Source organism: Methylobacterium sp. P1-11 (genome assembly GCF_008329595.1).
GTDB lineage: Bacteria > Pseudomonadota > Alphaproteobacteria > Rhizobiales > Beijerinckiaceae > Methylobacterium.
This window is the reverse complement of sequence record NZ_NPKS01000004.1, coordinates 207,249-220,418: the sequence shown is the minus strand read 5'-3', so window position 1 is coordinate 220,418 and position 13,170 is coordinate 207,249. Positions and strand designations below refer to the sequence as shown.

At 69.5% G+C, this 13,170-nt stretch carries 14 protein-coding genes; all 14 read right to left on the bottom strand.

Features of this window, described 5'->3' with window-relative positions; translation table 11 throughout:
• Positions 1-35 precede the first annotated feature (35 nt).
• The 14 genes from plsY to CIW48_RS06300 all read right to left on the bottom strand — a co-directional run bounded on the left by plsY (position 36) and on the right by CIW48_RS06300 (position 13,164).
• Entirely contained in the window at positions 36-638 is a 603-nt protein-coding gene (plsY, locus tag CIW48_RS06370; RefSeq protein ID WP_149310105.1) for a glycerol-3-phosphate 1-O-acyltransferase PlsY, read from the bottom strand.
• A complete protein-coding gene (locus tag CIW48_RS06365) occupies positions 638-1,942 on the bottom strand; it encodes a dihydroorotase (protein WP_149310049.1) in 1,305 nt (434 codons plus the stop codon). Before CIW48_RS06365 ends, plsY begins: the two co-directional genes overlap by 1 nt.
• Entirely contained in the window at positions 1,939-2,742 is an 804-nt protein-coding gene (hisF, locus tag CIW48_RS06360; RefSeq protein WP_149310048.1) for an imidazole glycerol phosphate synthase subunit HisF, read from the bottom strand. The genes CIW48_RS06365 and hisF overlap by 4 nt, the downstream gene beginning before the upstream one ends.
• Before the next feature lie 32 nt (positions 2,743-2,774).
• Positions 2,775-3,518: a 1-(5-phosphoribosyl)-5-[(5-phosphoribosylamino)methylideneamino]imidazole-4-carboxamide isomerase gene (hisA, locus tag CIW48_RS06355; RefSeq protein WP_149310047.1), complete on the bottom strand. Its 744-nt coding sequence runs from the start codon at positions 3,516-3,518 to the stop codon at positions 2,775-2,777.
• Between the two features lie 37 nt (positions 3,519-3,555).
• A complete protein-coding gene (gene hisH, locus CIW48_RS06350; protein WP_149310046.1) occupies positions 3,556-4,215 on the bottom strand; it encodes an imidazole glycerol phosphate synthase subunit HisH in 660 nt (219 codons plus the stop codon).
• Between the two features lie 19 nt (positions 4,216-4,234).
• Positions 4,235-4,720 (bottom strand): DUF2628 domain-containing protein, encoded by a 486-nt coding sequence (locus tag CIW48_RS06345; RefSeq protein ID WP_149310045.1) that lies wholly within the window; start codon positions 4,718-4,720, stop codon positions 4,235-4,237.
• Positions 4,721-4,787: 67 nt separating this feature from the next.
• Positions 4,788-5,375, bottom strand: coding sequence for an imidazoleglycerol-phosphate dehydratase HisB (gene hisB / locus CIW48_RS06340; protein ID WP_149310044.1), 588 nt, complete (start codon positions 5,373-5,375; stop codon positions 4,788-4,790).
• A gap of 84 nt (positions 5,376-5,459) precedes the next feature.
• A complete protein-coding gene (locus CIW48_RS06335; RefSeq protein WP_149310043.1) occupies positions 5,460-6,335 on the bottom strand; it encodes an S-methyl-5'-thioadenosine phosphorylase in 876 nt (291 codons plus the stop codon).
• Positions 6,336-6,631: 296 nt separating this feature from the next.
• Positions 6,632-7,543: a cytochrome c1 gene (locus CIW48_RS06325; protein WP_149310042.1), complete on the bottom strand. Its 912-nt coding sequence runs from the start codon at positions 7,541-7,543 to the stop codon at positions 6,632-6,634.
• 18 nt (positions 7,544-7,561) lie between these two features.
• Positions 7,562-8,848, bottom strand: coding sequence for a cytochrome b N-terminal domain-containing protein (locus tag CIW48_RS06320; RefSeq protein ID WP_091777520.1), 1,287 nt, complete (start codon positions 8,846-8,848; stop codon positions 7,562-7,564).
• Positions 8,849-8,862: 14 nt separating this feature from the next.
• Positions 8,863-9,447, bottom strand: a complete 585-nt coding sequence (gene petA, locus CIW48_RS06315) for a ubiquinol-cytochrome c reductase iron-sulfur subunit (RefSeq protein WP_173009191.1) — start codon at positions 9,445-9,447, stop codon at positions 8,863-8,865.
• A 182-nt stretch (positions 9,448-9,629) separates the two neighbouring features.
• Complete coding sequence (locus tag CIW48_RS06310) at positions 9,630-11,495, bottom strand: ABC transporter ATP-binding protein (protein ID WP_149310041.1); 1,866 nt, start codon at positions 11,493-11,495, stop codon at positions 9,630-9,632.
• A gap of 88 nt (positions 11,496-11,583) precedes the next feature.
• Positions 11,584-12,168 carry a protease inhibitor Inh/omp19 family protein gene (locus CIW48_RS06305; RefSeq protein WP_091777515.1) on the bottom strand — a complete coding sequence of 195 codons (585 nt, stop codon included), beginning with the start codon at positions 12,166-12,168 and terminating at the stop codon, positions 11,584-11,586.
• 171 nt (positions 12,169-12,339) lie between these two features.
• Complete coding sequence (locus CIW48_RS06300) at positions 12,340-13,164, bottom strand: succinate dehydrogenase iron-sulfur subunit (protein WP_091777513.1); 825 nt, start codon at positions 13,162-13,164, stop codon at positions 12,340-12,342.
• Between the last annotated feature and the right edge of the window lie 6 nt (positions 13,165-13,170).

The following is a 13,170-nucleotide window of genomic DNA, read 5'->3' as shown; positions in this document are numbered from 1 at the left end:
CACCACCCCCAAAGGTCCGCGCCGTCGGCGCGCGCTCAGCCCTTCTGGCCGATGCGCCCCTCGGTGCCGGACGCGAGTCGGCGGATGTTGGGCGCGTGCTTCCACCATAGCAGAAGGCCGAGGAGCAGGAACAGCAACGCTTGCGCCGGAGCTCCGAGTGCCCACAGCGCCAGGGGCGTGGCCGCGGATGCGGCGAGCGCTGCCAGCGACGAGTATTTGGCCGCGAAGGCGAGCCCCAGCCAGATCGCCGCGAAGACCGCCAGGGCGGGCGGGCTGAAGGCGAGGAGCACGCCGATGAAGGTCGCGACGCCCTTGCCGCCCTTGAAGCCCAGCCAGATCGGGAAAAGATGGCCGAGGAAGGCGCCGAGCCCGGCGGCCAGCGCCGGGCCTTCGCCCAGCTGGCGGGCGATCAGGACGGCGGCCGTCCCCTTGAGGGCGTCGCCCAGCAGGGTCGCCGCGGCGAGGCCTTTCCGACCGGTCCGCAGCACGTTGGTGGCGCCGATATTACCCGAGCCGATGGCCCGCACGTCGCCGAGGCCTGCGAATTTCGTCAGGATCAGCCCGAACGGGATCGAGCCCAGGGCGTAGCCGAGGGCGAGGCCGCCGAGGACGGCCGGAGTCGCGAGGTCCGGAAGCATCATGCGGCGGCCGCGAGGTCGTCGACCGCATGGACGATCCGGCCGCCGGCCAGCGTGAGAACCGCCGCGCCCTGGAGGCGCGCCTCGTCGAACGGGGAGTTTTTCGAGCGCGACTTCAGCCGGCGCTTGTCGAGGACGTAGGGCAGATCGGGATCGATCAGGACCAGGTCGGCGGGAGCGCCGACCGCCAGCCGTCCGGCCTCGCGGCCGAGGATCCGTGCCGGATTCACCGTGAGCGCCGCGATGAGCTTGGACAGCGCCAGGTCGCCGGTATGGACGAGGCGGAGCGAGGCCCCGAGCAGCGTCTCGATGCCCAGCGCCCCGTCCGCCGCCTCGGCGAAGGGCAGGCGCTTGGTCTCCACGTCCTGCGGGTTGTGGTCGGAGACGACGACGTCGATCACGCCCTCGCCGAGCGCCTGCACCACGGCCTGGCGATCGACCTCGTGGCGCAGCGGCGGCGAGAGCCGGCAGAAAGTCCGGTAATGGCCGATGTCGTTCTCGTTCAGCACGAGGTTGTTCACCGAGACGCCGCAGGTCACCGGCAGGCCGTCCTGCTTGGCCCGTCGTACGATCTCCACCGAATCGGCGCAGGAGATCATGGCGGCGTGGTAGCGCGCCCCGGTGAGCCGCACGAGGCGGATGTCGCGCTCCAGCATCACGGTCTCGGCCTCGCGGGGAATCCCCATCAGACCGAGGCGCGAGGCGAGCTCGCCCTCGTTCATCACGCCCTCGGCGACGAGGTCCGAATCCTCGACGTGCTGCATGATCAGGGCGTCGAAATCCCGGGCGTAAGTGAGCGCGCGCCGCAGCACCTGAGCGTTCGCTACGGACCGGAGCCCGTCCGTGAACGCGATAGCGCCGGCCTCCTTGAGGAGGCCGAACTCGGTCATCTCCCGGCCGGCCAGCCCCTTGGTGATGGCGGCAGCCGGCAGGACGTTGACGCTCGCCGTGTCGCGGGCGCGGCGGAGCACGAAGTCAACGATGGCCGGCTCGTCGATTACCGGGTTGGTATCGGGCATGCAGACGAGCGTCGTGACGCCGCCCGCGGCCGCCGCGGCGCTCGCCGAGGCCAGGGTCTCGCGGTGCTCGGCCCCCGGCTCGCCCACGAAGGCGCGCATGTCGATCAGCCCGGGGGTCAGGACGCGGCCGGCGCAGTCGACGCGCTTCGCGTCGGCGGGGGCGCCCGGTGCCGCACCGGCGGCGATGTCGGCGATGCGGCCGTCCCGCACCAGTACCGTGCCGGCGGTCTCGCGACCGGTCGCGGGATCGAGGAGGTTGGCGTTCGCCAGAAGGTAGCTGCTCACAGGGGCGCCCTCGCGGAAGAGGCCGGGCCGTCGAGGCGCATGGCGAGGCCGGCCGCCGCCATATGCGCCTTCGCCTCGGCGACGCTTGCCTGCCCGAAATGGAAGATGGAGGCCGCCAGCACGGCGCTGGCGCCGCCCTCGGCCACGCCGGCCACGAGGTCGTCGAGGCCGCCGACTCCGCCCGAGGCGATCACCGGCACGGTGACGGCGTCGCTGATCGCCCGCGTCAGGGCGAGGTCGTAGCCGGACCGGGTCCCGTCCTTGTCCATGGAGGTGACGAGCAGCTCGCCGGCGCCCTTTCCGGCCACCAGCTGCGCGAAGGCCACGGCGTCAATCCCCGTCGGGTCGCGGCCGCCATGGGTGAAGATCTCCCAGGCGGCCGGCGCGCCGGGGGGCGAGACGCGCTTGGCGTCGATCGCCACAACGATGCACTGGGCGCCGAACTTCTCGGCGGCGCGGGCGACGAGGTCGGGATCCTTCACGGCCGCGGTGTTGATTGCGACCTTGTCGGCGCCGGCGAGGAGCAGCGCGCGCACGTCCTCGACGGTCCGGACGCCGCCGCCGACGGTGAGCGGCATGAAGCAGGCCTCGGCGGTCCGGCTGACGATGTCGAGCAGGGTGCCGCGGGCCTCGCGGCTCGCGGTGATGTCGAGGAAGCACAGCTCGTCGGCGCCGGCCGCGTCGTAAACCTTGGCGGCCTCGACGGGGTCGCCGGCGTCGCGCAGGCCCTCGAAGCGCACGCCCTTCACGACGCGCCCGTCCTTCACGTCGAGGCAGGGGATGATGCGGATCTTCAGCACGGGCGGCGTCTCATGTCGCGAGCCTCTGGATATCACGCCGCCGGGCCGCGCGCCGCAGCGATCGCGGTCAGCGCCGCCTCCGGATCGATGCGGCCGTCGTAGAGCGCCCGCCCCGTGATCGCGCCGGCGATCAGGGCGCAATCCGGCTGCAGCAGGCGGTGCACGTCGTCGATCGAGGCGAGGCCGCCCGACGCGATCACCGGAATACGTACGGCCTGGGCGAGCGCCAGGGTCATCTCGACGTTGAGGCCCTTCAGGATCCCGTCCCGAGCGATGTCGGTGTAGATGATCGCCGCGACACCGGCGTCTTCGAACCGGCGCCCCAGCTCCTCCGCGGTCATGCTGGAGGTCTGGGCCCAGCCCTCGACCGCGACGCGGCCGTCCTTGGCGTCGATCCCGACCGCGATCTTCCCGGGATACTTGCGGGCGGCCTCCCGGACGAAGCCGGGATCGCGCACCGCGGCGGTGCCGATGATCGCTCGGGCGACGCCCTTGCTCAGCCAGCCCTCGAGAGTCTTCATCTCGCGGATGCCGCCGCCGAGCTGGACCGGGATCTTCACCCGCGCGAGGATCGCGTCGACGGCCTCCGCATTCCGCGGCGCGCCCGCGAAGGCGCCGTCGAGATCGACCACGTGGAGCCAGGAGAAGCCCTGCGCCTCGAAGATCGCGGCCTGCGCGGCCGGATCGTCGCCGAAGACCTTGGCCTGCGCCATGTCCCCCTGGATGAGGCGGACGCACCGCCCCTCTTTCAGGTCGATCGCCGGGTACAGGATCACGGGCGCTTCCGTCCTTCTTGCCTGGGCCGAACGGCGCTCACGGGCGCCAGTTCAGGAAGTTGGCGATGAGCGCGAGGCCCAGCCGCTGGCTCTTCTCGGGGTGGAACTGCGTGCCGGCGACGTTGTCGCGGGCGACGAGGGCGGTGACCGGGCCGCCGTACTCGGCGCGCGCCACCACGTCGTCAGGGCGCTCCGCATCCAGCGCGTAGCTATGGACGAAGTAGGCGTGCAGCCCGTCCTCGCCGGTGGGAATGCCGGCGAGCAGCGCGTGGTCGCGCTCGGTCCGCAGGGTGTTCCAGCCCATATGGGGGACCTTGAGGGCCGGATCGGACGGCCGGATCGGGCCGACATCACCGGGAATCCAGCCGAGCCCCGGCGTGGTGGTGTATTCGAGCCCCCGGCTGGCCAGGAGCTGCATCCCCACGCAGATCCCGAGGAACGGGCGTCCGGCCCCGTGCGCGACCTGCGTCATCGCCTCGACCATGCCGGGGACGGAATCGAGCCCGCGGCGGCAATCTGCGAACGCGCCGACACCGGGCAGGACGACACGGTCGGCGGAGGCCACCACGTCCGGGTCCGAGGTCAGGCAGATCCGCGCGTTGGATCCGGTCTCACGTGCGGCGCGCTCGAAGGCCTTGGCGGCGGAATGCAGGTTGCCCGACCCGTAATCGATGATCGCGACGGTCTCGGTGCTCATGCGCGTCTCGCCCGGGAATTCACCGGGCGCCTTCCTGGGCTGGGAACAACCCGATCACCGGCTCGGTCCGCCGGCTGGAACCGCTCGGGAACGGCGCACGGGGCGCATTCGGAGCCGCCTCGATCCAGCGGTTCAGGGCCCGGGCTTCGGCCTCCTCGTGCGTCGCGGCGATCACGGCGTCGCGCGCCGGCCAGCCGCGCCGCGCCAACGTCCAGCGGCGCAGGCTCGAGGCTTCGAGGCCGATCAGCCAAGCGGCCAGCAGGGTGACGATGAGGGCGGCACCGGCCGGGAGCCCGAGGGCGATGCCCGCCACGCCCAGCGCCACCAGACCGACGAGCACGAGCAGGGCGGCCAGCCAGAGGCGGTGGAACAGGAACCACAGCACCGTGAAGGCGAAGGCCGGCCAGGAGAAGCCGTCCCGCACCAGCAGAGCCCGGTCGAGCCCGATCGACTCGCCGGGCCGCGCATCGGCCGGCAGGTGGAGCGTGTAGCTGCGCATCCGCATCGCGAAACTCCGAGAGCGTGCGCCGCGACGGCCGCGTGGCCGATCCGGACGCCCGATGACAACAGGTCTACAGGGAGCCCTTGGTGGAGGGAACGCGCCCCTCCTCTCGCGGATCGATCGCCACGGCCTTCCGCAAGGCCCGGGCCAGCCCCTTGTAGCAGCTCTCCGCGATGTGGTGGGCGTTGTCGCCGTAGAGCGTCTCCACGTGGAGGGTCAGGCCGGCATTCATCGCGAAGGCCTGGAACCACTCGCGCACCAGCTCGGTGTCGAAGGTTCCGATCTTCTCCACCCGAAACGCGGTGCGGAACACCAGGAACGGACGGCCCGAGATGTCGACGCAGACCCGGGTCAGCGCCTCGTCCATCGGAAGGTGGATGTCGGCGTAGCGCGTGACGCCGCGCTTGTCGCCGAGCGCCTTCGCGAAGGCCTGGCCGAGGGCGATGCCGCAATCCTCGGCCGAGTGGTGCTGGTCGATATGCAGGTCGCCGTCGACCTTCACGTCCAGATCGAACAGGGCGTGCCGCGCCAGCAGGTCCAGCATGTGGTCGAGGAAGCCGATGCCGGTGGCGATCGTCGATCGCCCGGTCCCGTCGAGATTGACGGTAACCGCGATATCGGTTTCCGCCGTCTTCCGGCTGATGGAGGCGCTGCGCATTTCGATCTGGACTTCGCGGCTGGGGCGGCTTCGGCCGCCCGCGCCTTCTAGAGGGACTCGTCGCGGAATGGAAAGGGCGTCCGGCTACCCGTTGAGCACCCGGCCCGCGACGGCGTCGAGCTTGGCGAGCAAAGCCGGATCCCGGACGGCGGGCGCGGTCATGATCGCGCCGTCGAGCGCCCGGTGGGAGCCGGCCGGGCAAGCCTCGCGCTCGGCCGGGAAGTCGCGGGCGAGACGGGCGACGAGCCGCGCCGCCTTGTCGGCATTGGCCCGGGCGACCGCGATCACCGCGGCGACGTCCACGGCATCGTGGCCAGGGTGCCAGCAATCGTAGTCGGTCACCATCGCGATGGTCGCGTAGGTGATCTCCGCCTCGCGGGCGAGCTTGGCCTCGGGCATGTTGGTCATGCCGATCACGTCGAAGCCCTGTGCTTTGTAGGTCCGGGACTCGGCGAGCGACGAGAATTGCGGCCCCTCCATGCAGACATAGGTGCCGCCGCGATGGACCGCGATGTTCTCGGCCTTCGCGGCCTGAGCGATCCGCGCCTGCAGGCCGGGGCCGACCGGATGGGCGAGCGAGACGTGGGCGACGCAACCGTCGCCGAAGAACGAGGAGGCGCGCCCGTGGGTGCGGTCGACGAACTGGTCGACGAGCACGAAGAGGCCCGGCGGCAGATCCTCGCGGAACGAGCCGCAGGCCGAGAGGGCGACGAGGTCGGTGACGCCGGCGCGCTTCAGGACATCGATATTGGCGCGGTAGTTGATGCCCGACGGCGAGAGCCGGTGTCCCCGCCCGTGCCGTGCCAGGAACACGACCTTGGTGTCGCCGATCCGCCCGACGCGCAGGGCGTCCGAGGGCTCGCCCCACGGCGAGGCCACGCGCTCCTCGCGCACGTCCTGGAGACCCGGCAGGTCGTAGACGCCGGACCCGCCCATCACCCCGAGGATTGCTGCCGTCATGAAGGTATCCCCTAGGTCGCGCAGCGCATATTGGCCGCCTGATCCATCCCCCGCCTCATCCTGAGGTGCCGGAGCAAAGCGGAGGCCTCGAAGGAGGGCTCCAGAATCCGCAGCGATCTCTGGCGCCCTCCTTCGAGGCTGCTGCGCAGCACCTCAGGATGAGGGCGAGGGATGGATCAATCCGCTTCCGCCCGGCCGATCGTCGCGGCGAGCACGGGTTAACATGGCGATCCAGCCCAAAAAAGATGGGCCTCCGCGAGGGAGGCCCACCGGGTTCGTCGATCCGAGGTCCCGTGTCAGTAGGTCTTGTGCAGCTCCGGCTGGAGGCCATGGACCTCGCCGCCGACATCGGCCCAGACCTTCTTCTTCACGTAGTAGAGCAGCCCCGACAGGATGATCAGGAACAGGATCACCCGGAAGCCCAGGGCCTTGCGGTCCATCATGTGCGGCTCGGCTGCCCACATCAGGAAGGCAGAGACATCCTTGCCGTACTGGTCGACCGTCTCGGGGACGACCGGCTGGCCCTGATCGTTCTTCGGGTAGGAGACCTGCCCGTCGGTGATCGGCGGCGGCATCGCGATGATGTGGCCGGGATAGTACTTGTTGTAGTGGCCGCCCTCCGGCACCGCGAAATCCTTCGGCGCCTCCTCGTACCCGTTGAGCAGCGCGTGGATGTAGTCGGGCCCGTGCTCCGAGTAGCCGACGAAGGGCAGCCAGTCGGTCAGGAAGTAGAGCGAGCCGCGGGAGTAGGTCCGCGCCTTGGCGATCACCGAGAAGTCCGGCGGCGCCTTGCCGCCGTTGGCCGCGGCCGCCGCCTGATCGTTCGGGAAGGGCGGCGGGAAGGTGTCGGCCGGCCGGCCGGGCCGCTCGAACATATCGCCGGCGTCGTTCGGCCCATCCTTCACCTGGTAGGTCGCGGCCAGCGCCTTGACCTGCGCGGCTGAAAAGTCCGGACCGCCCTCCTGCGCCAGGTTGCGGAAGGAGACCAGCTTCATCGAGTGGCAGGCGGAGCAGACCTCCTTGTAGACTTGGAAGCCGCGCTGAAGCTGCGCGGTGTCGAAGCGGCCGAACACGCCGGCGAAGCTCCAGTTCACGCGGGCCGGGATCGGCCCGCCATGCCCTTCCTGGGCAGAGACCGGCACGGCGCCGATCAGCAGGGCCGCCAGGGCGGCCGCGGCGGTCGTCGAGAGGACGCGCGTCATCTTCATGGTCCTGTCGTCAGCCCGTCAGCCTTTGGTGGTCGGAGCGGCGGCGGCGCCGGCCGGCATGCCGGACCCGCTCACCTGCTTGCCCGGCCCGGTCACGCTCTCGAGGATCGAGCCCGGCAGCTTCTTCGGCGTCTCGAACAGGCCGCAGAGCGGCATGACGATCAGGAAGTGCGCGAAGTAGTAGGCGGTGCAGACCTGCGCGGCGAGCACGTAGCCGCCCTCCGGGGGCTGCGAGCCGAGCCAGCCGAGCAGCAGCGTGGCGCCGACGAAGACCCAGAAGAACTGGCGGTACAGCGGCCGGTAGTTGCACGAGCGGATCCGCGACGTGTCGAGCCACGGCGCGAAGGCCAGGATGATCACGGCCGAAAACATCAGGATGACGCCGCCGAGCTTGCTCGGGACCGCACGCAGGATCGCGTAGAACGGCAGGAAATACCATTCCGGGACGATGTGCGCGGGCGTCACTGCCGGGTTCGCCTGGATGTAGTTGTCGGCGTGGCCGAGATAGTTCGGCTGGTAGAACAGGAACCAGGAGAACAGGATCATGAACACGCAGACCGCGAACACATCCTTGATCGTCGCGTAGGGCGTGAACGGCACCGCGTCCTTGCCCGACTTGATCGGGATGCCCACGGGGTTGTTCTGACCGGTGACATGCAGCGCCCAGACGTGCAGCACGACCACGCCGGCGATCATCCACGGCAGCAGGTAGTGCAGCGAGAAGAAGCGGTTCACCGTCGGGTTGCCGACCGAGTATCCACCCCAGAGCAGGGTCTGGATCGTGTCGCCCACCACCGGGATCGCCGCCAGGATGTTGGTGATGACGGTGGCGCCCCAGAAGCTCATCTGGCCCCAGGGCAGCGTGTAGCCGAGGAAGGCCGTGGCCATCATCAGCAGGTAGATGACGACGCCGAGGATGTAGAGCACCTCACGCGGAGCCTTGTAGGACCCGTAATAGAGGTTGCGGAACATGTGCAGGTACACGGCGACGAAGAACATCGACGCGCCGTTGGCGTGCGCGTAGCGCAGCAGCCAGCCGTAATTGACGTCGCGCATGATCTTCTCGACGGAGTTGAAGGCACCCGTCGCGGAGGGCTCGTAGTGCATCGCCAGCCAGACGCCGGTGACGATCTGGATGCCCAGGAAGGCGATCAGGATCGCCCCGAAGGTCCAGAAATAATTGAGGTTGCGGGGGACCGGGAAGGCCACGAACGAGGAATGCATCAGCCCGACGATGGGCAGGCGCGCCTCGAACCATTTGGCTACCCGGCTCTTGGGGACGTAGGTGCTGGCCGTTCCGCTCATGCTTCCGTCCTCCCTCAGGCCGCTTCCTTGCCACCCTCGCCGATCCGGATCTTGGTATCCGTCTCGAAGGCGTAGGGCGGGATTGGCAGGTTGATCGGCGCCGGTCCGTGGCGCACGCGGCCCACCGCGTCGAATTGCGAGCCGTGGCACGGGCAGGCCCAGCCCTCGAAATTGCCCTGGTGACCGATCGGCACGCAGCCGAGATGCGTGCAGTTGCCGTAGACCACGAGCCACTGGTCGTGGCCGCTCTTGACCCGGGTCGGGAAGGCGGCCGGATCGATCATCGCCGAGAGCGGGACCGCCTGCATGTCACCGACCTCTTTGGCGGTGAGCTTGCGTACGAAGATCAGCTTGCCGCGCCAGAAGACGTTGACGATCTGCCCGTCCTGGATCGGGGAGAGATCGACCTCGATCGGTGCGCCGGCCGCGATCGTGTCGGCATCCGGCGCCATGGAGGAGATCAGCGGCCAGGCTGCGGCGGCGGCCCCGACCGCGAGTCCCGCGCCGGTCGCCAAGAACAGGAAGTCGCGTCGGCTGCCCTCATGCCCAGGGGCCGCGGGAGCGGCGGCTGATGTATTCGCCAAGGTTCGGAACTCCATGCGTCGGCGTCAGGGCCGCAGGTGCCCTCGTTCCGGCTCGATCCGGGAACAAAGCATTATGGTTCTAATCTGAGCAATGAGACCGTCTGCCGCCCCTGAGTCAAGCGGCTGTGTGCGGCGCGGCGATAAGGTCGAGCCTCGATCATCGCGGTAAGTTGCCGGCAATCGCGCCGGTCCGCCTCTCAGGCGACCGCGCTGTCGTACCGAGCCGTCCCGTCGTCCAGGAATCCGCCCGACTGGCGCGACCAGAGGCCGGCGTAGACGCCGCCGGCTGCCACCAGCTCGGCATGCGTCCCCTCCTCGATGATCCGGCCGCGGTCGATCACGACCAGCCGGTCGAGGGCCGCGATGGTCGACAGGCGGTGCGCGATCGCCAGAACGGTCTTCCCGGCCATCAGCGTGTCGAGCGATTCCTGGATCGCCGCCTCGACCTGGCTGTCCAGGGCCGAGGTCGCCTCGTCGAGAATCAGGATCGGCGCGTCCTTCAGCATGACCCGGGCGATCGCGATGCGCTGACGCTGCCCGCCGGACAGCTTGACGCCGCGCTCGCCGACCTGGGCGTCATAGCCGCGCCGCCCCTTGTGGTCGACGAGATCGGCGATGAACGCGTCGGCATGCGCCAGCCGGGCCGCCCGCTCGATCTCGGCTTGGGTGGCGCCGGGGCGGCCATAGGCGATGTTGTCGCGGATGGAGCGGTGCAGCAGCGACGTGTCCTGGCTGACCATCGCGATGGCCTCGCGCAGGGATTGCTGGGTTACCGTCGCGATATCCTGGCCGTCCACCAGGATACGGCCGCTCTCCACGTCGTAGAGGCGCAGGAGCAGGCCCGCCAGCGTCGATTTGCCGGCGCCGCTGACGCCGACCAGCCCGACCTTCTCGCCCGGGCGGATCGTCAGGCAGAAATCCTCGATGACGGTGGCGTCGCCGCGGCCGTAGTGGAAGCCGACCGCCTCGAACCGGATCTCACCGCCGGTCACGACCAGAGGCTTGGCGTCCGGCGCGTCGATCAGGGCGTGCGGCCGCGCCATGGTCTGCATGCTCTCCTGGACCACGCCGACATTCTCGAAGACGCCGCGCACGGTCTGCATGACCCAGCCGGACATGGCGATCAGCCGGAGCACCAGGGCGAGACCCGCCGACGCCTCGCCGGTGGTCATGCCGCCATCGCGCCAGAGGACGAGGCACGCCGCGCCGGTGGCGATCAGGAGCGCGCTGTTGAGGAGACCGAGGAGGCTGGTTGTCAGCGTCACCAGACGGAACTGGTGGAGATAGGCGGCGGTGTGGACCTCGACGGCGTCCTGTACCGCGGCGCGCTCCTCGCGATCGCGGGCGAAGAGCTTCACCGTCAGGATGTTGGTGTAGCTGTCGACGATGCGGCCGATGAGCGTCGAGCGGGTATCGGCAGTCTTGTGGGAGCGGGCGCGGGCCCGGGGCACGAACCACGCGGTCAGGCCCGCATAGGCGACGATCCAAAGCAGCACCGGAACGGCCAGCCACGGCGAGATCGCGCTGAACAGCCCGACGGCGGTAATCGCGTAGATCGCCACGTAAAGCAGCGTATCGATGAAGACGACGGCGAGTTCCCGAACCGCCGGGCCCACCTGCACGACCCGGTTAGCGAGCCGTCCCGAGAAGTCGCCCTGAAAATACGAAAGCGCATGCCCGAGGGTGTAGAGATGGGCCCGCCAGCGGATCTGACTCGTGGATTGCGGGACGACGAGCTGGTTGGACAGCACCTCGTGGGCCCAGATCGACAGCGGTCGCACCACGGCGATCAGCAGGATTACCAGACCGAGTTCGACCGAATGGTCCGAAAGCACGGATGCCCGGTCGGCCGAGCCGAGCAGATCGATGAACCAGCGCATCACGAGGTAGAGCGAGGCTTCGACCGTGCCGGCGACGACCGCGATGACGAATAGAGCCACCAGGGCGGTGCGGATCGGGCGCAGGTAGAACCAGGCGAAACCGAGGATCGACCGCGGCGGCATCCGCGCCTCATCGAAGGACGCGAAAGGATCGACGCGGCGCTCAAGCCAATCGAGGAACATGTCTACGGGTGCGTGATGCGGCGGGAGCGCCTCATGTAAGTGCCTCTCGCCGGGTGCCAACCGTGCGGCGTGGTCGCGCCGCGCCGCCTCAGCGGTTCAGAGCCAGCGCGGCCCCGGACTTGGTCAGCGCACCTTCCAGGCCGCCGCCGCCCTGCCGCAGCCGCGCCGCCACCGAGCCGCCCGGCTGGTAGAGGTAGACCTCGCCGTCCCGGAAATCCCAGGCTGAGACCCGGGCCAGATCCTTGTTGGCGCAGCCCGAGGCCGTCGCCCGGTAGAGGTCGAGGGCCGGTGTGCTCGAGAGCGTGACCTTGCAATTCGCCCCGGTGGCATCCCGGGCATCCCAGCTTCCGACCACGGCCGATCGGCCGCCCGTGGCGACCGGCGGCGGCGGCGCCGGCGGGGCGACCGGCTCGGCGATCACGGTCGGGCCGGCGGGCGGCACGGCCGCCTGGGCGCCGGGCGGGGGCGGTGCATCGGGGCTCGCCGCCACGCCGGGCGGAGGCGCCAGGGGCGCCGCGGTCACGGTACCCGACGGCATCGCCGGCACGGTGTCCAGCGACGCCTGAGGAGATGGGCCACGGGTCCGCGGCCCGTCCAAGCGGCTCGAGGCGCAGGCGCCGAGGCTGGCGCTCAGACAGAGAACGGCGAACGTCGACAGGTTCGAGCGCAGCATCGGTCCACTTCGGGTCAGGCTTCAAGGCGCGAACGCGCTTGAGCCCTGACTCCGTGGCAATTGCGCTGACCGCAAGGCGGCGCAGTCAGCCTGAGACGACTCCGCAGCGGAGAGCCGGCCTTTTCAGCCCGGTGTGGCCCTCAGGCCTCAACGCGCGGCACAACTCTGCAATCAGAGCGTGCGCTCCACCATCATCTTCTTGATCTCGGCGATGGCCTTCGCCGGGTTGAGGCTCTTCGGGCAGGTGTTGGCGCAGTTCATGATCGTGTGGCAGCGGTACAGCCGGAACGGGTCGTGCAGCCCGTCGAGGCGGTGGCCGGTGTTCTCGTCGCGGGAATCGATCAGCCAGCGATAGGCCTGGAGCAGGGCTGCCGGCCCGAGGAACTTGTCGCCGTTCCACCAGTAGCTCGGGCACGACGTGGTGCAGCACGCGCACAGGATGCATTCGTACAGCCCGTCGAGGCGGGAGCGGTCCTCCGGCGTCTGGCGCCACTCCTTCTCGGGCGCGGGCGTCTCGGTCTGGAGCCAGGGCTCGATGGCGGCGTGCTGGGCGTAGAAATTCGTGAGATCCGGCACGAGGTCCTTGAGGACCGGCATGTGCGGCAGCGGATAGATCCGGATCGCGCCGTCCTTGTCCTTGCGGGTCAAGACCGGCAAGGCGTTGTCGGGGCTCTTGCACTCGTCGATGCCCATCGTGCACGCGAGCGCGTTCTGGCCCTCGATGTTCATCGCGCAGGAGCCGCAGATGCCCTCGCGGCAGGAGCGGCGGAAGACCAGGGTCGAATCGACCTTGTTCTTGATCCACAGGAGCGCATCGAGGACCATCGGACCGCAATCCTCGCGATCGACCTGATAGGTGTCGATCCGCGGATTGGCCCCGTCATCCGGGTTCCACCGGTAGATCTTGAAGGTCTGCAGGTTCCTGGCGCCCGGAGGGGCCGGCCAGGCCTTGCCCGGCGTGATCTGAGAATTTTTCGGAAGGTTGAACTGAGCCATGGTTCT